Raw genomic sequence first — 19,534 nt, forward strand, 5'->3', positions numbered from 1 at the left:
CCGGCCGTCGTGGTCCGGGCCGTCCATGACGGGGCGGCCCGGACCGGAACAGGAACTGCCTGCCCGTGGCTACGTCCGCCGGCGTAAGACCTTGATGCTTCGTCCTGACAGTTCCGTGGTGTCCGCGGCGGCGAGGGACTCCTCGGAGTCCAGGGTCGGCCGGGCGGTGTCGACCTCGGTGATCCATTCCTTGCCGTAGCCGGGATCCGGTGCGGCGAACCGCAACGGTTCGTGGTGGGCGTTGAACATCACCAGGAACGAGTCGTCCCGGATGCGCTGGCCGCGCGGGCCCTGCTCGGTGATCGCCTCGCCGTTGAGGAACATCGTGACGGTGCGGGCGTGGTCGACGTCCCAGTGCTGCTCGGCCATCTCGGTGCCGTCGAGAGTGAGCCAGGCGATGTCGGGCAGCGCCTCGCCGGCGTTGTGTACCGGTTCGCCGCGCAGGAACCGGCGGCGCCGGAAGACCGGGTGCTTTCGCTGCAACATGATCAGGCGTTGGGTGAACGCCAGCAGCGGTGCCTGCGACTCGGCCAGCGACCAGTCGATCCAGGAGATCTCGTTGTCCTGGCAGTAGGCGTTGTTGTTGCCGCCCTGGGTCCGGCCGAACTCGTCGCCGGCCAGGAGCATCGGCACGCCTTGCGACAGCATCAGTGTGACGAGCATGTTGCGTTGCTGCCGGCCCCGCAGAGCGAGGATCTCCGGGTCGTCCGTGGGCCCTTCCGCACCGCAGTTCCAGGAGCGGTTGTGGCTTTCACCGTCGTTGTTGTCCTCGCCGTTGGCCTCGTTGTGCTTGGTGTTGTACGAGACGAGGTCGTGGAGGGTGAAACCGTCGTGTGCGGTGACGAAGTTGATGGATGCGACCGGCCGTCGCCCGTCGTCCTGGTAGAGGTCTGCCGACCCGGTCAGCCGCGACGTGAAATCGGCGAGGGTTGCGGGCTCGCCGCGCCAGAAGTCACGCACCGTGTCGCGGAATTTGCCGTTCCACTCGGTCCATGCCGGTGGGAAATTGCCCACCTGGTACCCGCCGTCACCGATGTCCCACGGCTCGGCGATGAGCTTCACCTGCGACACGATCGGATCCTGCTGGATCAGGTCGAAGAAGGCCGACAATTTGTCGACCTCGTGGAACTGCCGGGCCAGGGTGGCGGCCAGATCGAAACGGAAGCCATCGACGTGCATGTCGGTGACCCAGTACCGCAGCGAATCCATGATCATCTGGAGCGTGTGCGGGTTTCGCATCAACAGGCTGTTGCCGGTGCCGGTGGTGTCCATGTAGTAGCACGGCTCGTCGTCGACGAGCCGGTAGTAGGCGCCGTTGTCCAGGCCGCGAAAACTCAGCGTCGGCCCCATGTGATTGCCTTCGGCGGTGTGGTTGTAGACCACGTCGAGGATCACCTCGATCCCGGCCGCGTGCAGCTCACGTACCATCGCCCGGAACTCCTGCACCTGCTCGCCACGCTGACCCCATGCGGCGTACGCATTGTGCGGAGCGAAGAAGCCGATGCTGTTGTACCCCCAGTAGTTGCGTAGGCCCCGCTCGATGAGGTGGTGGTCCTGGGCGAACTGATGCACCGGCATCAGCTCGACAGCGGTGACCCCCAGCTGGGAAAGGTGCTCGATCATCGCCGGATGCCCGAGCCCCGCATAGGTGCCCCGGAGGTGTTGCGGAACCTTCGGGTGCAGTTGCGTCAAGCCCTTGACGTGCGCCTCGTAAATGACCGTCTGGTGATAGGGGATGCGGGGCGGGCGGTCGTTGCGCCAGTCGAAGTACGGGTTGATCACTACCGACTTCATCATGTGCCGACCACTGTCCAGCTCGTTGCGGGAGTCGGGATCGCCGAAGCGGTAGCCGAACAGCGACTCGTCCCAGTCGATGTCGCCCTGAATCGCCCTCGCGTACGGGTCGAGCAGCAGCTTCGACGGATTGCACCGCAATCCGGCTGCCGGCTCGTACGGGCCGTCGACCCGGTATCCGTATCTCGTGCCGGCTCCGACGCCGGGCAGGTAGCCGTGCCAGACGAAGCCGTCCACCGAGCACAACCGGTGCCGTGTCTCCATGCCGGCGTCGTCGAACAGGCACAACTCCACCCGGTCGGCGACCTCGCTGAACACCGCGAAGTTCGTTCCCGTCCCGTCATAGCTGGCACCCAGCGGATAGCTGCTGCCCGGCCATATCTCTTGCATCATGCATGCCCCCGTAAGTGGCACGTCACCGCCCAGAACATTGCCTACGCGTTTACATGCCACAAAAATACTGATTCGTTAAATGACATCAAATGAGATAGAACGCGGGAAAACATCGACACGGTCTGCCCGCGGCCAACTGAGGCGTGGTCTCAGGCGAGCGGCTTGCCGCCGGTGGCACCGAGGACTTCGCCGGTGACGTAGCTCGATTCCTGCGAGGCGAAGAAGACGTAGACCGGCGCGAGCTCGGCCGGCTGACCGGCGCGGCCCAGCGGAGTGTCCTCTCCGAAGGACTCGACCTTCTCCTTGGGCATGGTGGCCGGAATCAGCGGGGTCCAGATCGGGCCGGGTGCGACGGCGTTGACGCGAATTCCTTTGTCTGCCAGGTTCGCGGCGAGCGCTTTGGTGAACGCGATGATGCCGGCCTTCGTGGTGGCGTAGTCCAGAAGCTGCGGCGAGGGCTGGTAGCCCTGAATCGACGCGGTGTTGATGATCGTCGAGCCGGGTCCCATGCGGGAGGCGGCTGCCTTGCTGAGCCAGAACATCGCATACAGATTGGTCTTCATCACCCGGTCGAACTGCTCGGTCGAGATGTCGAAGATCCCCTCCGCCTGCGACATCTGGTACGCGGCATTGTTGACCAGGATGTCCAGCCCGCCCAGCTCGGTGATCGCCGTGTCGACGATGCCGGCGCAGTGGGTCTCGTCGCGGATGTCGCCTGGCACGGCGACCGCCTTACGGCCCGCCTCCTCGACCAGCCGTGTCGTTTCCCGAGCGTCGTCCTCTTCCTCGGGGAGGTAAGAGATCAGAACGTCCGCACCCTCGCGCGCGTAAGCGATGGCGACCGCACGCCCGATCCCGGAGTCACCGCCGGTGATCACAGCGCGTCTGCCGTTCAGGCGGCCATTGCCGCGGTAGCTGTCCTCGCCATGATCGGGTTCGGTGTCCATCTCACCGGTGAGGCCCGGATGCGAGATCTGTCCGCTGCCCTGGTCGTCCGGAGTACGGAACTGTTGCTGCGGATCCTGCTGGTCGTACTGGTCCTTGGCCACGATGTGCACCTCTCCGTTGGGCATAATGCCCGGTATGTCTACCCGTAGCGGTAGGGCATACTCCTCAAGGCGGCAACACAACCCTCGCCCATAGGGCGGCAGGTTCGGCCCGGAGCGTGGACCACGTTCAGCCCGCGGAACCGCAGCGAGTCAGGTCGCTGCGGTTCGCGTTCTACGGGCGGATGTCGACGATCGCGTACAGGATGGTCTGTCGTCGAAGGGCTGGGGCGCGACGGCTTCGATCGTGTCGGGACGCCCGCGTCAGCGCCGGTGCGGTAGCGCATCCGGGACCGGTTCACCCACCTCGGGTTCGGGTTCGAAGGCGCCGCGCGCTGGTCAAGAAAGGGATGGCAGGGAACGCTCCCGGGCGGGCTCACGAAGGCACAAGTACTCGCCCACCGGCGAGGACAAGAGCGATGTAGCCGGCGCGTTTCGGTTTCAAGGTGTTCGAGGACATCACCGCCACCCGCACGCCGCACTTGTTCACTGTGCGGCATGCAGGGTGCCATACGTGTCCTGCGGTGACAGGAGCCGAAGCAACGTTCGTCGGCAAGAGATCACCGGAGCCCCTCGACCCGGCGAAGCCGGCCGGCCGCACCACGAGTCCGTGGAGCCGTTGCGGTTCGGCTTCCACAGCGGCACTCGGCCGGCGGTGGTCATGTCAGGTCCCCGTGCTCGCGTGGTTTCAGCCCATGAGTTTCAGCCCATGAACTGTCGGCAGGACCCGCAGCCGCCGGCTGCCGCCTGCCGCTACGTCGTGCTTCCCAAGCCCGCGAGCTGCTGGTGCAGGCCGTTCATGCTCGCCAGCCACTCGTCGGTTGCGCTGCCGCGTGCGGCGTACCACTCGGCGACCTCGGGGTGCGGGAGGATGAGGAACCGGTCATCGGCCAACGCCTCCACCGCGACGCGGGCCACGAGCTCGGGCTCGATCGCGCTCTGCTCGAGCATCGGCGAGCACAGTGGGGCGACCCGGTCGAGCATCGGGGTGCGTACACCCATGGGGCACAGCACCTGTACGACGATCCCTTCGTGCGCATGCGTTGCGCGCAGCCACTCCGCCAGGGCGAAGGTGGCGTGCTTGCTCACGACGTAGGGCGCCATGCCGGGGACGGTGAGCATCCCCGCAGCGGAGACGGTGCTGAGCAGGCGGCCCCGGCCCCGCTCGAGCCACGCCGGCAGCAGGTATCGCGCGGCGTAGACCTGGGACATGACGTTCGCCTCCCACGCGCTCTGCCAGGACGCGTCCCCGGTGGCCACGCTGCCCGGGACGGACTCGCCCGCGTTGGCACAGAAGAGGTCGAGGGCCCCGAACTCGTCCCAGCACAGCTGCACCAGCGCCTGCACGTCGCCGGGGTCGGTCATGTCGCCGGCGGCGGCCAGGCCTCCCACCGCCTGCGCGGTGGCCGCGGCCGACGCCGCATCGAGGTCGTTGACCACGATCCGCGCCCCCGCTGCCGCGAGCCGGTGCGCCAGCGCTCGCCCGATGCCGGACCCTGCCCCTGTCACGACGACCGCTGCTCCTGGCAGGGTCAACCCCGGGCCCTTCCGTACGTCGATGTCGTCGATCTGATCCATGCGCGCTTCCCGTTCGCTCGACCTGCACTCCTGCGACCGCCATTGTGGAGCGTGGGGTGTGCCGAAGGGCGTCCTTCGCGTGAGCGTGACGTGAACCGGTTCAGACAACCTCGAGCCGACCTGAAAGGGGGTGATCCGGCTGAGCGACTGCGGATCAGACCCTGTCCTCGCCGGCCACTCGAGCTACGAACAACGAGTGTTCAGCCTTCCGCCAGGTATCGCGCCCACCCGAAGAGGCCGCCTACGAAGAGAAGGAGAACGAAGATCCCCAGTTTCGCCCAAGGAATGTCGTCAAGGTCGCTGTCGAGTCCTATGAGCAGGCTGATGCTGAGGGCGGCCGCGAACGACAGCACCGCGAGACCGGTGACGAGGTGGTAAGTCGTACCGTGTAAGTCCCAGAGGATCACCGTTTTGACGATCGTTCCCATCAGCGGCGCAAGAGCGAACAACGCGAGGATGGTGGCGATCTGCAGCCGCCTCGATGTGGTCATCGAGCACACCATAGACCAGCGGCAGTCGGTCCCAGCCACTGACGGAGGCGGGCACGGTGGCGGCGACGGACCCGACGTACGGAGATTCAACGGCAGAATGCCTGTGTCAGGGTGGGACCGATCACGGCAGAATTCGATCACCCTGACAATTCGGACCTGGACGGTGCATGTCCTTCACGGCATGCCCGCTCGGTGAGGGCCCTCTCTTCGGCGGGGTTCCAGGCTCGGCACGGTCAATGGGGCGCCGTGGATGCCGGTGAAGATGCGGTTCGCCGGCTCCGGCCGGATCTCCTCCGGCCGGTTATGCATCGTTGATTCTCGATGTATTGTGGGAGCGCTCCCGAAACGCGCCCGCCACTCTGCTCAAGGAGCCGACCATGTCGCGATGGCGTCGTCACCCGGCCACCCTGCTGGTCGGCCTGCTCGTTCTGGCCCTGTTCGCAATGCCGTCGGCCTCGGTGTCGGCGACCGGCGCCCCCGCAGCCGACACGTCACGCAGCCGGGCCGTGCCGCTCAGCGAGCTGACCGTGGTGTCCGAGCAGGTGGCTTCCGGACTGCAGCGCCCGATCGCGATCACCGGGCTGCCGGACGGCCGGATGCTGATCGCGGAGAAGAACGGCACGGTTCGCGCCTACCATCCCGACACCGGCCTGGCGGCCGAGCCGGTGCTCGACCTGACCGCCCGCATCGACACGTCGGACAACGAGCGCGGCCTGCTCGGCATCACACCCGCGCCGAACTTCGCACGGACCGGGATGCTCTACGTCGCCTACACGAGTCTGCCGGCCGGCGCGCTGACCCTGGCGCGGCTGCCCATCGGGGCTCCGGAGCGCTTGCAGGTGCTGCTCACCCAGGAGCACGCCGAGTACGGCAACCACAACGGCGGACAGGTGGCGTTCGGGCGCGACGGCTACCTCTACTGGTCCACCGGCGACGGCGGCCACGCGAACGATCCGTTCAAGGCCGGTCAGGACCTCGGCACCTTGCTCGGCAAGATCGTGCGGATCGACGTCAACCGCGCCTGCGGGGCCAAGCCCTACTGCGTGCCCTCCACCAACCCCTTCGTTCGTACGCCGGGGGCACGGCCGGAGATCTGGCTCTACGGGCTGCGCAACCCCTGGAAGTTCTCCGTCGACCCGGTCGACAACTCGCTGTGGATCGGTGATGTCGGCCAGGGCCTGGTCGAAGAGATCAACCACATCCGCCCCTGGCAGGGTGGCGCGAATCTCGGGTGGTCCTGCAAGGAGGGCACCCCGGTGTTCGACGCGGGGCAATGCCGGCCGGGCGTACGGTACGTCGACCCGATCTTCGAGTACGAGCACTTCCTCACGGAGAGCTGCTCGGTGATCGGCGGCGTGGTGTACCGGGGGTCGCGGACCCCCGCGGCGCGGGGCACCTACATCGCCAGCGACTACTGCGCACCCCGCGTGTTCGCCGTGCGGCCCGCGCGTGGCGGCGGCTACGAGACCGCCGTGATCGGTGACTTCCCCACCCAGCCGACCGCGATCGGCGCCGACGTGCACGGCGAGCTGTACGTTCTCAGCGATTACCCGGGATGGTTGAGTCGAGTACGGTTCGAGCTGGTCCCGCCGGTCACCGGCGGCTGACCGGCATGAGCCGGTGGTTCCGGATCGCCGCTTCCTGACCGCCGCGGCTCACCGGCGCACACTGGCAGGATGGGAAGGATGATGGTGCGCAGCGCGGTGGCCGTACTCATCGCCCTGATCTTGATCTTGATCTTTGTCTGGGCCGGCCAGCGGCGGCTGATCTACTTCCCGGACCGGGCGACGCCACCGGTCCCGGCCGGCGCCCGCGAGATCACCTTGCGCGCCGCGGACGGGTTGCGGTTGGGCGCGTGGCTTTTCACACCCCCGTCCGGTACGCCGGACGAGGGCGTCTCCGTGCTGGTCCTGCCCGGGAACGCGGGCAACCGGGCCGGGCGGGCGCCGCTGGCGACCGCCCTGACGAGGCTGGGCCTGACCGTGCTGGCGGTGGACTACCGCGGTTACGGCGGCAACGACGGCAGCCCGTCGGAGCACGGGCTGGCGCAGGACGCCGACGCCGCCCGCGCCTACCTGGCACAGAGCGGCCGGCCGATCGTGTACTACGGCGAGAGCCTGGGCGCCGCCGTGGCCACCGCCTTGGCGATCCGGCATCCACCGGCCGGGCTGCTGTTGCGCTCGCCGTTCACCGATCTGGCCGCCGCCGGCCGCACCCATTACCCGTTCCTGCCGGTGGGCCCGCTGCTGCGCGACCGGTTCCCGGTCCGATCGCTGATCTCGCGGGTGGCGGCCCCGACGGCGGTCGTGTACGGCACCGCCGACCAGGTGGTTCCCCCGCAGCAGAGCCGCGCGGTCGCCGACGCCGCCGGCAACCTGGCTCAGGTCGTTGTAGTCGACGGCGCCGACCACAACGACCCGATCCTTCTTGACGGCGCCCCGCTGATCGCCGCGGTGAAGGAACTCGCCGGCCCGGCCTGACAGTCGTTCCGGGTACAGGTCGCCGCCGCACCCGAGTACGACCGGGAGCTCGTCGACCGTGACGAGCGGATGGCTGCCCGGTACGCCTACTACGGCTAGCCGGCGGTCACGTGCGGCGAGCATCCGCTTCTCCATCCGAGTCGTGGACGCAGGGCGGCGGCTCGATCGCCGTGACCTCCGCCCGGGCAACCTTGATGCCCCACCGGCCGGTCGTCTCGTCGAGTGTGTCCCACAGGCAACGGTTGATCTCCTCGCGGCTGGTCAGGGTACGGTCCAGGCCGAGGGGGCCGATCACGTCGCGCAGCGTGGTGAGGGCCGCAGCCGGGAATCTCCGGTCGCGGTTGGCGGCACACGACAGGGGGAATCAGAAAAGCTGCTGCTGATTATCGGCGTGGCAGCGCTGTCGGCCACGATCCTGATGGCGTGGTGAATGGACGCCGTACGCCTCGGTGATGGCTGTTCGGACAAGCTCGGTCCGCCGATCGACCAACGAGGGAGCGCGAACCCGTGTACATCATCAAGGCCCGTCTGTTCGACATCGGTGACGACTTCGACATCACCGACGACCAAGGCCGGCGGCTGTACCACGTCGACGGCAAAGTGCTGACCATGCGAGACCGCCTGGTGATCGAGGATGCCTCCGGCCGGGAGGTCGCTGCGGTGCATCGGCACCTCGTCGCGCTGCGGCCCACCTATCAGGTGACCATCGGCGGCGAGAAAGCGGCCGAGGTACGCAAACACTTCTTCACACCGTTCCGGGAGAAGTTCACCGTCGACATCCCGGGCCCGGACGACCTGGAGATCAGCGGCGACCTACTCGACCACGAGTTCACCGTCGAGCGGGATGGACGCGAAGTGGCCGCCGCGTCCAAACGTTGGATCAGCATCCGTGACACCTACGGCGTGCGTATCGCGGAGGGCGAGGACCATCTGCTGATCCTGGCCAGCGTTCTGGCACTCGACCTGGCCATGGCGCGCGACGCGGACAAGAAGGACGCCGGCGAATAAGGTGACGGGGCGGGCGGCCGGAGTGTGCAGTCACCGATGCCGATCTTCGGGCCTTCGCGCAGAGTTCGGATCGAGCGTGGAATAGCAGGTCATCCGAGTGATGTCGTGCGGGCGGTTCTCGGCCGGTAGCAGCGCGGTGTCGTCCTCCGTTCGGCGAGCGGGTCCCGGCCAGGATGAGCAGCTGACGCGAGTCACCACAACCGGGCGGAGGTCGTGGCGTGCGGCCGGGATCAGCCGGGCAGAGTGAGGCAGCCCACCCGGGTACCCGCACTTCCGGCCTCGCCCGGCGCGGTCTTGGTGGTCTGGGCGTGAATGACCAGGGACCGGGGCGCCCGAGGCGGGTCGAAGACCCAGGGCTGGGTGGCGGTGGCTGTGGCGTTGCCGCCGGCGTCGGTGGTGAAGTCGAGCCACACCTCGTTGCGGGGGTTAGCGTAACTGGGGTCGACCGACGGCGGTGAGGCCGACGCGGCCGGGTCGGCCTGCTGCTGATAGTGCGGTCCGGCCGCGTCACCGGTGGGCCCGCACGGGTTGACGTGCAGGTGAGCGCCGTAGCCGCGGCTGGGCTGCAGCCCGCTCACCGTCAGCTGGACCGCCGTGCTGTCGGCGGCCGGCATGAGGTTGACGGCGGCGGTGGCTCCGGCCGGAACGAGCGCCGAGTCGTAGGTGACGGCGGTCGCGCCCGCGGCGTACGGCGCGAACGTGCCGGTCGCTGTGGCCGGGGTGCCGGAGGCCGGTGAGCCGCCTGTGGCCGCCGACGGGGTCGGCACCACGGCCGGTTCGTCGATGTCTTCGGCGCACCCGGCGAGCAGCGCGGGCGTCAAGATCAGGGCAGTGGTCATGAGCAGGCCTGCACGCTGCCGCATGGTGTCTCCTGTCGTCGAGGACTCGGTATGTTTCGGCTTACCCGGCAAGAGCGGGTAGAACCCACGTGAATTGACCGTAAGCCACGGCTCGACCACGATCCGGTGAAGCTGAGGCGGCGTTTCCCTTCCGATCTCTGGGTGGCCGCCCTGCTGTATTCGACGCTCGACGAAGGAGTATGCGTACGAGGCGGAGAACGCTCGGCGTGACAGTGCGGACGCCCTCGCCGATCCCGGTGTGGACGACGACGCGGTCGTCAGGACCGTGCGCGGTCACGGTCGCGCAGTTGCCGGGCGAACCCGGTGTCGGGGATGCCACCGCGCATCACCAGGTCGCGGTAGACGTCGCTGACGCCCTCCCACGGGTTGATCGCGGCCAGGTGCTCCGGTTGGTCGGCGGTGGTGAACCACGGCGAGACGGCGAGGTAGGAGGTGCCGCTCATGCCGACCTTGCCGGAGGCGGCCCTCGGCGTCCGTCACTCCGAGCCGGCGAGCCGGGTCGGACGACGGCTCCAGCATCTCGCCGGCGAGCCGCCATCTCCACGGCTGAGTGTTGAGCACCGACGGGGCGCGCAGCGACGCCCGGGCGGCCGCCTCTCACCACCGTCGGCGCTGCTGCGGCCCGTACGGCGCGATTCGCGGCGTTGACCCAGCCGCGCGCTGGGTCTCACGCGATGAAGAAGGTTCCGGCTACAAAGATCGTCAGGAACGCCGCATGCAGTGCGGCGCCGATTATCAGGACGGCTCGGTCGATCATCTGCCTGGCGCCGAGTCGTGCCAGCACCATGAAGATGGCCAGCACTTCGAGGACATAGCGGGACGAGGACATCATCGGGCGGAACCACAGCTCGGTGGACGTCAGCAGGGCGAGGGTGAGGACGCCGTGCACTAGCAGGTACATCTGATCGCGCCGGAAGCGGGCAGGCCCGGCCACGCAGAGGATCAACAGGACCGCTACGACTACCACGGTGCCGGCGTCGAGCGCGGCGCCCAGCGTGTCGGTGCTCAGCAGCCCGCCTCCCGCGTGCTGCACTGCGCTCACCCAAGCGGCGCCGGGGAAGGTGTATCGCCGGCCCCAATGGTCCTGGGCGTTGCTGAAGGCCAGCGGATCGTCGAGGACGACCAGACAGTACAGGCTGTAGGCGGCGGCGCCCATCGGCACCAGCGCAAGGCTCAGCAGGTCGGGGCGAACGCGGCGGGGTCGCCAGCCGATCTGGCGCACGTACTCCACAGCCAGCGGAGCCATGAGCAGCACACCGAACAGCCGGGTGGCTGAGGACAACGCGCCAAGAGTCCCGGCCAGCCACCAGTGACCACGTCGTCCGGCATATAGCGCGCCGGTCAGCAGCAGGATGAACAGCGACTCGTTGTAACCGATGAACAGGAAGAAGCCGGTGGGGAAGGCCGCGAGGTACCAGGTGGCGCGTTGCGCCACTTCGGTGCCGAATTCGTGGTGGGTCAGCCGGTACAGCATGGTCAGCGCGCCGAACACGGCGGCATTGGCGACGAGAAGTGCCGCGACCAGGGCCCCGCCCGGCAAGATCGCGTCGGTGACGCGGATGAGCACCGGGTAGAGCGGGAAGAAGGCAGGGGAAGCCGGGTCCGCCTGGTAGCCGGATTCGGCGATCCGTAGGTAATGGCCGGTATCCCACTGGTTCAAGCTGAGCAGGAGCTGCGTCGTCGCGGGAGTGGAACCGCCGTCGCGGCGTGGCAGCCAGGCCAGCATCTGCACACCTACGTGGGCGACGGTGAGGACGGCCCACACGGCAGCGGCAGCCAGCGAGGCGTCCCGCCACCGGCGCCGCGGCTCGACCGGGGGAAGAAGACGCCGGGTGCTCTCGTCGGGATGGGTCAGAAGCGTCATTGCACCTGCTCAGCCGCGGCCGCGTTGGCCCGGGTCCGGCACGGACAAGGCTCGGGGTAGTAGGCGGGCCGGGACCGTGTGCGGGCGACGTCCGAATTCGTCGACGCGGACGGGACGAGATCCTGGGCCAGGTGCTTGTCGCCGGCAATCAGCAGCGTGCCGGTACGCGCAGACCCCGAGTGGCGGCTGCGCACGAACTCGTCAAAAGGCTCGTCATGGTCGGTGCTCACGGCTTCCTCTTCGCTCTCACGTGCCCTTGACGGCTGGTCAGGTGGCTGAGGTTGCATGCCGGTCGATGGGGGTGACACTGGTGCGATCTTCGGCTAGTCGACGGCCGCCTACGGGGGGTGTGCGCGTCAATTGCAGCATCGCCGCCATCACCGGCTGCCGTGTGAGCTCCGGCTCGGTACCGCCGCCGGCTCAACGCCTGCCGTACGCCCTGATGAAGGCGTGCACGCCGTCGACCATGGTTTCTGCACTCGGAAGCCCGCTATGCCGCCACTGAACTCGCCGGTATGGCCCAACGGCTTGGTGTAGCCGTCAGCAACTACCGGGTGTGAGCGACCGGGCTGGGACCTTGCGGCCCTGCAGGGGTCCAGCGGTAACGTGATCGGCTGGCTGCGCGCCGGCGAGGCCCTCTCCACAGGCTTTCTCGTCGCCCAGGCCGACGCTGCCGAGCCCTGCGATGCCGATGCTCACGACCGCGACCGAGTTAGCTGCGGCGGGTGGAGGGGTAACCGTAGTGTCGTGAGTACCGATCGCGCCCGACGAGCAGAATCGGGCGGCCGGCCGGAGCCCGGCCGGGATGCCGGTCCGAGTCAGCTGGAGGACCGGGTCGAGCAGGGCCTGGAGCACATCAGCGCCATCGTCAAACCCTGCCTTCGTGGGTGGCTGCATGCCGGCACCTTCCCGGTCGCCGTCACGGTCGGCGCTTTCCTGACCGTTCTGTCCCCGGACGACCGATCCAGGGTGGCTTTGGCATTGTTCACGCTGTCGGCGGCGCTGCTGTTCGGCATCAGTGCGCTCTATCATCGCGGCCATTGGACCGGGCGCGTCGAGAGCATGCTGCGACGCTTCGACCACGCCAATATCTTCCTCATCATCGCCGGGACGTACACGCCGTTCTGCGTGCTGGTGTTGCCGCCCGGACAGGCTCGGACGTTGTTGTGGATCGTGTGGTGCGGCGCGCTGGCCGGCGTCGCCTTTCGTGTCCTGTGGGTCGGTGCCCCGCGCTGGCTGTACGTGCCGGTCTACATCGCCTTGGGCTGGGTCGCTGTGATCTACCTACCCGGGTTCTGGCGCTCCGGCGGCGCTCCGGTCGTCACCTTCCTGTTCCTCGGCGGCGTTCTATACACTCTTGGAGCCGTCGTTTACGGCCTCAGGCGACCTGACCCCAACCCGCGTTGGTTCGGTTTTCACGAGGTCTTTCACGCCCTGACCATCGCCGCGTTCGCCGCCCATTGCATCGGCCTCTCCATCGCCTTGCGTGTCGCCGCGGCGTGAAGCGCGCCGGTCCCGGCATGCGCCGTGCCCTTCGGGCCGCTCGGCCCGGACGCGGCGCACCTGACCCGTGGCCGGCGGCTCGCCGGGCGGACCGCCGTGCTCACGCGTTCTGAGGGATACGGCCCGCTGAGGCCAACACGTCCGCGTCGATCCCGAGATTCGCCAGGAGGCTGCTGTTCTCGCCGATGTCGCCGATGTCGGGCAGCGTGCGATCGAACCAGTCGGCGCGTGCGAGCTTTCCCCTGGACCGCAGGATGGAGACGATCTCTGCTTTTCTGGCGTGTGTGGCGGTCATGACTCTTCCTCTCGTTGGTGGTGCGGGCGGCGTGATCATCTGCGTGTCAAGGCGCGAGCGGAAGCCTCGCCATCGACTGTCGCCTCGACCACCGTTCCCGTCGGGATGGTCGTCATCCGTTCACCGGACGACGACGACCGGGCACGGTGCGTGCTGCACGCACTGCTGGCTGACCGAGCCGAGCATGATGCCCGCGAACGTGCCGTGCTCGCGACTGCCCACCACCAGCAGATCCGCTCCGGTGACCGCGCGCGCCAGCGCCTCGGCTGGGTGGCCTTCGACGACCTGGGCGAGAACCTTGCCGGGATATGACGTCTGAGTGACGGCCTCGGCGATGGTGTCGGCGAGGACCCTGACCATCGTGGTGGCGTACGTGTCACCTTCGAAGGCTGCGGAAGTCCAGCCGAAGGCCGTTCCCTGTTTGGCGGGGTCCTGCCAGCTGGTGACCGCTTCGACGGTCGCGCCTGGTTCATGACCCACTTCAATGCGTTCTTCGATCCCGGCGAACCGTCGACTCACACGACGATGCGGTGGCTGCTCTCGACAGCGGTGTCGGCCATTTCCCTCTTCTCAACGATGCGGTGTCTGGGCGCGGTGGTGTGCGCCTGGCGGGTTTGCTGAAGGCGCATAGGGTTCCTCCCCGGCCTCCATGGCACAGGCACCGTGGCGGGTCCCGCGCATCCACGGATCGAGCGGGGAGCGGCGCCACCTGCTCAGGCGGCGAGCCGTGCTCTCCCCAGCTACACGGCGGAGTTCCCAGCTCAGCGACGGTGGGTCTCAGCGGCCACCGGGGTCCCGGGCGGCCCTTCGACCGTACGCCCTCTTTGCCGGGCCTGCCGAACCCGTGCGACAGCCACGCTGCCGGGTGTCGCGAACAGGCGTAGTGTCAAGGTTGTCGCCCGGGACCCCGGTGGCCAGGTGGTTGGCTGCTGTGCGTGGTTGGGCTCTCGCCTCCGCAGCGATCGGCTGCGTTCCTCATGCAGATTGTTCCCGGGCACGAATATCCGGCTACGGCCGAAGTCAGGATTCCACCGTGTGGTACCTGTGGATCGCCCTCCTCGTTCTCTTCATTCTCGGCCTGGCCTACCTCGCTGTGAAGGTCGTCAAGCAGTATGAGCAGGGAGTGCTCTTTCGGCTCGGCAAGGTCATCGCCGTCCGGAAGGCCGGCCTCACCGTGATCGTCCCGTTCGTCGACGTGCTTGACCGGGTGAGCCTGCGAATCGTCACGATGCCGATCCAATCACCGGGCATCATCACCCGCGACAACGTCAGCGTCGACGTCTTTGCGGTCGTTTACTTCCGGATCGTCGACGTGCGGAAGTCCGTCGTCGCGATCGAGAACGTCGGTGCGGCGATCAATCAGATCACCCAGATCACCCTGCGCAAGGTTGTCGGCCGGCACACTCTCGACGAGACCCTCTCCGAGACCGACCGGATCACCATCGACATCAAGACGGTCCTGGACATCGCCACCGAGGACTGGGGTGTCCAGGTCACCCTGGTCGAACTCAAGGACATCCAACGGGAGAGCGCGCCGGCCGGTATGCCACTGATCAACGGCGTACCGATGACGACGACCTCCGGATGACACAGGGCACCGCACTCGCACGGAAGCGTGCGTGACCGGCGACGTGAGGCCACAACCGGCTGGCCGCGATGCCGCAGCCGAACGAGTTCCCCATCGGACCGGCGAGTCCATCGGACACCTCACTCATCGAGGCAGAAGCGCAGCCGTGCCGGCGGGGAGGAGGGACCCACCCGATGGCGGCACCGACGGTCGGATGGTGAGGCGCGTCGCTGCGGCGTGGCAGCGTGCCCCGCGCCGCCACGGCCGGCTCGATCACCTCGCCCGCGCCGCCGTTCGGTACGACGAGGCCTAGCTGCCGCCGTCACCTACTACGCGTTCTTCGCGACGTTCGCGTTCGTCCTGCTGGGTTTCTCGGCTTTCGGGTTCGTCCTCGACCGGCCGGAGGCGCAGCAGGCGCTGCAGCGGTACCTGGCCGAGAACCTGCTGCCCAGCCTCGACGTCGAGCAGATCCGTGTAGCCCGCGGCACCATCGGGGTGATCGCGTTCCTGGGACTACCGATCACCGGGTGGTTCTGGTCGATGCCATGCGGTCGTCCATCCGCAAGGTGTGGCGCCTGCCCGAATACCCGTCGCGGAACGGTGGGACTGCTGTACTCCCTCAACATCATCAACCAGCTCGTCCTGCCCGCCACGGCCCTTGCCGCGGCCAGCGTCACCGGCGCCGTCACCGACTTGTCCGCCAGGGGCGGCTCGCCGAGGTGCTCCACCGGCCCGGTGTCTTGACAGCCGGCGTCGATGAACCGTTCCCACGCGGTGCGTTTCTCGTGCGGGAACGGCCTAACGGGGCCGCAACAGGCATGTTATTGCGCCGGATGAATGACCGGTCGGCGGCGTAGGCTCCGGCCGCCGACGGGCGGTGGTGGTGGAGAGTATGCACAGCGATCGTGTCGAGGGGCAGGCGGGTCCAGCGGCACGGTACGGTTTGTAAGCTGTGTGGTGTTCGCCCTTACTGTCCGGCCCGTCTACCGGGCCCCGGTGTGGAGGTGTCGCCGTGTCACGTCGTGAGCAGCGTGATAGCGCCGGCTCGCCAGGATGTCGCCGTGCCGGCGGGGGCCGGACAGGGGGCGGCGGTGACTGACCGCCGCGACATGATCCGCAACCTGATCGATGACCAGCCCCTCCCACCGGGTGGCGGAAGCGGGTTGCTGTACCGGGTCTGCACCGCCGCCACGCAGACGCTGGCGGCCTCGGGCTCCGGGATCAGCATGATGACCGGGGAAGGGGCGCGGGGACTGTACGCCGCGTCCGACCCGCTGACCGAGCACATCGAGGAACTGCAGTTCGTCCTCGGCGAGGGACCCTGCTGGGAGGCGTTCTCGTTGCGGCGCCCGGTGCTGGTGCCCGACCTCGGGGAGGTGTCGCCGGCGCGCTGGCCGATGTACATCCCGGCCGTCCAGGACAGCGGGATTCGGGCGGTCTTCTCGTTCCCGCTGCAGATGGGCGCCATACGGCTCGGGGTGCTCGACGTGTTCCGGAAACGAACCGGTTCGCTGACCGGAGAGGAACTCGCTGATGCGATCACTCTCGCGGAGGTGACCATGGCGGCGTTGCTGGACCGGCACGAGGAGGCCTCGGCGAGCGGTTCCGGTGACGGTCTGGCCGACGCGGGGGAGCATCGTGCGGAGTTGTTCCAGGCCCAGGGGATGGTCATGGTGCAGTTGGGGGTGTCCATCGGGGAGGCGATGGCCCGGATGAGGGCGTATGCGTTCGTGCACGGCCGCCGTCTGGACGATGTGGCCCGTGACGTGGTCGCTCGTCGGCTGCACTTCGACCGGGAGCGTCCATGACCGCGCAGGTGACCGCCGGCCAGGCCGGGAGGCAGGCATGATGACCGTATCCGTACAGAAACTGGCGACGATCTTCGTCGAGATCGCCGACACGCTGGTCGACGAGTTCGACGTGCTCGACTACATGCACATGATCACCGAGCGGGTCGCCGACCTGACGGAGGCGCCGGCCGTCGGGATGCTGCTCGCCGACCAGCATGGCCGGCTGGAGTTCGTCGCCGGGTCGAACGAGAGCGTCACCCTGGTCGAACTGTTCGTGGTGCAGAACGAGGAAGGGCCATGCCTGGAATCGTTCCGTACCGGCGAGCCGGTGGTGAACGTGGACCTCGACCATGCCGGCGGCAGATGGCCACGCTTCGCTCCGCTCGCCGTCGCATCGGGTTTCCAGTCGGTGCATGCCTTCCCGCTGCGGTTGCGCCAGCAGGTGATCGGGACGTTGAACGTCTTCGGTGACGTCGCCGGCGAGAGGTTCGGACGTGACGACGTCATGATCATGCAAGCCCTGGCTGACGCCGCCACCATCGGGCTGCTGCAGGAACGTGCCGTCAGCCACGGCGAGGTCCTCACCGAGCAACTTCAGGGAGCTTTGAACAGCCGGATCATCATCGAGCAGGCCAAAGGCGCGGTCGCGCAGGCCCGCGGCATCAGCGTCGACGACGCGTTCACGGTCATCCGTGCCTACGCCCGCAACCACAACCGCCGGCTGACCGAGGTCGCCCACGCCATCGTCATCGACCCGCAAACCCTGCGACAATTCCTCTCCACATAGCCGCCGCTACAGGCCGGGGGCGGTGCAGTCACCGGACCGAGGACGGACGACCGCCCAGACGACCTTACCGCCGCGGGCGGGCATCGACCCCCAGGCGTCGGCGCCGGCCTGGACGATCCCGAGCCTCGTACCCGGCCGTGTCAACACCTCTGTCCCGGACGAGGATTGAGCGGATCGCAGGCTGGGACGGCTGGTAGTGCCGTCGTGTACCGAGAGGTGCAGATCGGCGCCCCGGTGCGACACGGTGACGCGGATGCGGGTGCCGGCGTGCTCGACGGCGTTGACGACGAGTTCGGACATCACCAGCCTGGCTCGCATCAGCAGCGGCTCCGGCAGATTCCAGTCGGCACCTGCCCGGGTCACCAGGTCGCGGGCCAGGCCGGCGGAGGCCGAGTGTGGGGGCATGTCGGCTTGGCGTCGTGGCACCGGCGCCAGCCGGCGGGTGACGGCCGCGCGGGCTTCGGCCAACGTGGCGAACAGGAACACATGCGGCACCACGTCGGTGCGTCGGAGCCGGCGGTTCAACGCGGTGGCGGTGGGCAGGCACAACGCGAACTGCACGGCCGGCTGCACCGCGCTCACGGCACGCCGGGCGGCCAGCCACAGCGGCATGCTGGCGGCATCGGGGTCACCGAGGTCGTACAGGTCGGCGATGATGCCCGCCGGTGGTTCGGCCAGGCACTTTCCGATCGCTGCGGACACGTCGGCGCCGAGGCTCCGCGACCAGCGGCCGTGCACGCCGATCTCCACCAGGGTGGTGTCGGAGTCCGCGGTCACTGAGACCAGTGGGCCGATGCGCGTCCCCGGCGTGGTGAAGAGGTATGGAGGAGGGGCGTGCGCACCGGAGGGATCACGATCGATGACGCTCATCGGACGGCAGCGACCGCGATGAAGGCGCCGGTACCGGCGGTCCGGTCGTTCTGATGGTGGTGACGCTGGGGGAGCGACGGCACCAGGCGGGTGAGACGAAGGTTGACGATCAAGGCAGCTCCCGGGAACGCACCGGCAATAGGGCGCACTGCCGGGGTCTGGGGCAGCTGACGGCACCGCATACAGCGTCACCGCTGCCATCGATGATAAGGGTGGCGGTGCCCTTCCGCCCGATACGGCTCGGCGAGAAGAGAACCGCCAGGTCACTCGCCGGGCCGTTCCATGGGCAGCCGGGCGGTGATCGTTGTGCCGGGCGGGTCGTCGTCGGTGCTGGCGGTGATCGTTCCGCGGTGCTGTTCGACGATGACGCGGGCCAGGGAGAGTCCCAGCCCGGTACCGGGAACGGTATTGCTGATGGCCTTCTGGTGCGGAAGAAGCGCTGGAAGAGTCGTTCGCGTTCGGCCGCGGGAATGACCGGACCGGTGGCGGACAGGTGCAGCACCCCCGTACGGTGGTGCTGCGCGAGGACACACTGGTCGGGCCGCTGGACGCGTGGCTCGCTCAAGCGTTCGGGCCGCTGCACCGCGATCACACGGTGGCGACGATTCTCGAACAAGCGGCGATCGGTTTGCCCGTCTCCGCGCCGATGTCGGATCTGGGCGGGCCCAGCCTTGCGGAACTGGATGCGAAGCTCGCCCGGTATCGGGCGACGTTGGACGCCGGAGGAGATCCGGTGGTGGTCGCCGGCTGGATCGCCGAAGTCGAGACCGAGCGTCGCGCCGTCCAGTCCCTGGAACGGGCGCGGGCGCAGAAGTCGGACACCGACCGGACCTACCGGATGACCAGCGACGAGCTGAACGCGATGATCGACGAGGTGGGCGGTGTGGTCACCGCTCTACGAGAGGCCAACCCCGACGACAAACTGGACGTCTATCGGGATTCAGGGCTGCGGCTGACATTTCAGCCTGAAAGCCGAACGGTGCGGGCAGATGTAGATCTTGCCCAGCACCGTTGGCATTCGGTTTGTGTCCGAGGCCCGACACTGGCAACACGCACACTGTAATCGCCGCCGCAACGCTGTCATGCCCGTCGTAATCCTGGATTGGGGCGTGACCTTCGATCCAAGATCGAATTGAGATATAGGTCGACACGCCACGCCTGGAGCGCGTGGTGTTGACGCCATGTCGTCCTGTCATGGCTTTGAGTAG

At 68.0% G+C, this 19,534-nt stretch carries 20 protein-coding genes and 2 pseudogenes; 9 read left to right on the top strand and 13 right to left on the bottom strand.

What is annotated here, in order from left to right; genetic code table 11:
• Window positions 1-69: 69 nt before the first annotated feature.
• The 4 genes from glgX to Aut01nite_RS32645 all read right to left on the bottom strand — a co-directional run bounded on the left by glgX (window position 70) and on the right by Aut01nite_RS32645 (window position 5,302).
• Window positions 70-2,187, bottom strand: coding sequence for a glycogen debranching protein GlgX (gene glgX, locus Aut01nite_RS32630; protein ID WP_052163570.1), 2,118 nt, complete (start codon window positions 2,185-2,187; stop codon window positions 70-72).
• A gap of 149 nt (window positions 2,188-2,336) precedes the next feature.
• Window positions 2,337-3,236, bottom strand: coding sequence for an SDR family oxidoreductase (locus Aut01nite_RS32635; protein WP_275409734.1), 900 nt, complete (start codon window positions 3,234-3,236; stop codon window positions 2,337-2,339).
• Between the two features lie 750 nt (window positions 3,237-3,986).
• On the bottom strand, window positions 3,987-4,811 hold the full coding sequence (locus tag Aut01nite_RS32640; protein WP_204037752.1) for an SDR family oxidoreductase: 825 nt from the start codon (window positions 4,809-4,811) through the stop codon (window positions 3,987-3,989).
• A 200-nt stretch (window positions 4,812-5,011) separates the two neighbouring features.
• Window positions 5,012-5,302, bottom strand: coding sequence for a hypothetical protein (locus Aut01nite_RS32645; RefSeq protein WP_152628645.1), 291 nt, complete (start codon window positions 5,300-5,302; stop codon window positions 5,012-5,014).
• 377 nt (window positions 5,303-5,679) lie between these two features.
• Between Aut01nite_RS32645 and Aut01nite_RS32650 the strand changes: the two genes are divergently transcribed.
• The gene (locus tag Aut01nite_RS32650; RefSeq protein WP_043524557.1) at window positions 5,680-6,909 is read left to right on the top strand and encodes a PQQ-dependent sugar dehydrogenase; all 1,230 of its coding nucleotides are present in this window, start codon (window positions 5,680-5,682) and stop codon (window positions 6,907-6,909) included.
• A gap of 69 nt (window positions 6,910-6,978) precedes the next feature.
• Window positions 6,979-7,782 (top strand): alpha/beta hydrolase, encoded by an 804-nt coding sequence (locus tag Aut01nite_RS32655; RefSeq protein ID WP_201775498.1) that lies wholly within the window; start codon window positions 6,979-6,981, stop codon window positions 7,780-7,782.
• Window positions 7,783-7,857: 75 nt separating this feature from the next.
• Here Aut01nite_RS32655 and Aut01nite_RS32660 read toward each other — a convergent pair.
• Window positions 7,858-8,095 (bottom strand): annotated as a pseudogene (locus Aut01nite_RS32660) (SPFH domain-containing protein); the annotation flags it as partial.
• 194 nt (window positions 8,096-8,289) lie between these two features.
• On the opposite strand from Aut01nite_RS32660, the gene Aut01nite_RS32665 reads away from it, so the two are divergent.
• Window positions 8,290-8,790, top strand: a complete 501-nt coding sequence (locus Aut01nite_RS32665; protein WP_043524448.1) for an LURP-one-related/scramblase family protein — start codon at window positions 8,290-8,292, stop codon at window positions 8,788-8,790.
• Between the two features lie 230 nt (window positions 8,791-9,020).
• On the opposite strand, the gene Aut01nite_RS32670 is transcribed toward Aut01nite_RS32665, so the two are convergent.
• The 4 genes and pseudogenes from Aut01nite_RS32670 to Aut01nite_RS32685 all read right to left on the bottom strand — a co-directional run bounded on the left by Aut01nite_RS32670 (window position 9,021) and on the right by Aut01nite_RS32685 (window position 11,744).
• Window positions 9,021-9,653: a superoxide dismutase family protein gene (locus Aut01nite_RS32670; protein ID WP_083998810.1), complete on the bottom strand. Its 633-nt coding sequence runs from the start codon at window positions 9,651-9,653 to the stop codon at window positions 9,021-9,023.
• 254 nt (window positions 9,654-9,907) lie between these two features.
• A pseudogene (locus Aut01nite_RS32675) lies at window positions 9,908-10,102 on the bottom strand (CocE/NonD family hydrolase); the annotation flags it as partial.
• 215 nt (window positions 10,103-10,317) lie between these two features.
• The gene (locus Aut01nite_RS32680) at window positions 10,318-11,376 is read right to left on the bottom strand and encodes a mannosyltransferase family protein (protein ID WP_204037754.1); all 1,059 of its coding nucleotides are present in this window, start codon (window positions 11,374-11,376) and stop codon (window positions 10,318-10,320) included.
• A gap of 134 nt (window positions 11,377-11,510) precedes the next feature.
• Window positions 11,511-11,744 carry a hypothetical protein gene (locus Aut01nite_RS32685; RefSeq protein WP_043524442.1) on the bottom strand — a complete coding sequence of 78 codons (234 nt, stop codon included), beginning with the start codon at window positions 11,742-11,744 and terminating at the stop codon, window positions 11,511-11,513.
• Between the two features lie 376 nt (window positions 11,745-12,120).
• On the opposite strand from Aut01nite_RS32685, the gene trhA reads away from it, so the two are divergent.
• Window positions 12,121-13,017, top strand: a complete 897-nt coding sequence (gene trhA, locus Aut01nite_RS32690) for a PAQR family membrane homeostasis protein TrhA (protein WP_236642655.1) — start codon at window positions 12,121-12,123, stop codon at window positions 13,015-13,017.
• A 100-nt stretch (window positions 13,018-13,117) separates the two neighbouring features.
• Here the strand turns inward: trhA and Aut01nite_RS32695 are convergent, their stop codons facing one another.
• Together Aut01nite_RS32695 and Aut01nite_RS32700 are read right to left on the bottom strand one after the other, a co-directional pair.
• A complete protein-coding gene (locus Aut01nite_RS32695; protein ID WP_043524441.1) occupies window positions 13,118-13,312 on the bottom strand; it encodes a hypothetical protein in 195 nt (64 codons plus the stop codon).
• A gap of 120 nt (window positions 13,313-13,432) precedes the next feature.
• On the bottom strand, window positions 13,433-13,831 hold the full coding sequence (locus Aut01nite_RS32700; RefSeq protein ID WP_083998808.1) for a universal stress protein: 399 nt from the start codon (window positions 13,829-13,831) through the stop codon (window positions 13,433-13,435).
• 514 nt (window positions 13,832-14,345) lie between these two features.
• Between Aut01nite_RS32700 and Aut01nite_RS32705 the strand changes: the two genes are divergently transcribed.
• The 4 genes from Aut01nite_RS32705 to Aut01nite_RS32720 all read left to right on the top strand — a co-directional run bounded on the left by Aut01nite_RS32705 (window position 14,346) and on the right by Aut01nite_RS32720 (window position 17,456).
• The gene (locus Aut01nite_RS32705; RefSeq protein WP_201775497.1) at window positions 14,346-14,900 is read left to right on the top strand and encodes an SPFH domain-containing protein; all 555 of its coding nucleotides are present in this window, start codon (window positions 14,346-14,348) and stop codon (window positions 14,898-14,900) included.
• 216 nt (window positions 14,901-15,116) lie between these two features.
• Window positions 15,117-15,623 carry a YhjD/YihY/BrkB family envelope integrity protein gene (locus Aut01nite_RS32710; protein ID WP_052163568.1) on the top strand — a complete coding sequence of 169 codons (507 nt, stop codon included), beginning with the start codon at window positions 15,117-15,119 and terminating at the stop codon, window positions 15,621-15,623.
• Window positions 15,624-15,970: 347 nt separating this feature from the next.
• Entirely contained in the window at window positions 15,971-16,687 is a 717-nt protein-coding gene (locus tag Aut01nite_RS32715; RefSeq protein WP_236642654.1) for a GAF and ANTAR domain-containing protein, read from the top strand.
• 37 nt (window positions 16,688-16,724) lie between these two features.
• Window positions 16,725-17,456, top strand: a complete 732-nt coding sequence (locus Aut01nite_RS32720) for a GAF and ANTAR domain-containing protein (protein ID WP_043524439.1) — start codon at window positions 16,725-16,727, stop codon at window positions 17,454-17,456.
• 6 nt (window positions 17,457-17,462) lie between these two features.
• On the opposite strand, the gene Aut01nite_RS32725 is transcribed toward Aut01nite_RS32720, so the two are convergent.
• Window positions 17,463-18,233: an ATP-binding protein gene (locus Aut01nite_RS32725; protein WP_052163566.1), complete on the bottom strand. Its 771-nt coding sequence runs from the start codon at window positions 18,231-18,233 to the stop codon at window positions 17,463-17,465.
• 356 nt (window positions 18,234-18,589) lie between these two features.
• Window positions 18,590-18,859: an ATP-binding protein gene (locus Aut01nite_RS44955; RefSeq protein ID WP_083998806.1), complete on the bottom strand. Its 270-nt coding sequence runs from the start codon at window positions 18,857-18,859 to the stop codon at window positions 18,590-18,592.
• Here Aut01nite_RS44955 and Aut01nite_RS32735 point away from each other — a divergent pair.
• Window positions 18,838-19,389, top strand: coding sequence for a hypothetical protein (locus tag Aut01nite_RS32735; RefSeq protein WP_152628643.1), 552 nt, complete (start codon window positions 18,838-18,840; stop codon window positions 19,387-19,389). The two genes, Aut01nite_RS44955 and Aut01nite_RS32735, sit on opposite strands and share 22 nt — an antisense overlap.
• Window positions 19,390-19,534 lie beyond the last annotated feature (145 nt).

The sequence above is a fragment of the Actinoplanes utahensis genome, from assembly GCF_016862455.1.
Classification (GTDB): domain Bacteria; phylum Actinomycetota; class Actinomycetes; order Mycobacteriales; family Micromonosporaceae; genus Actinoplanes; species Actinoplanes utahensis.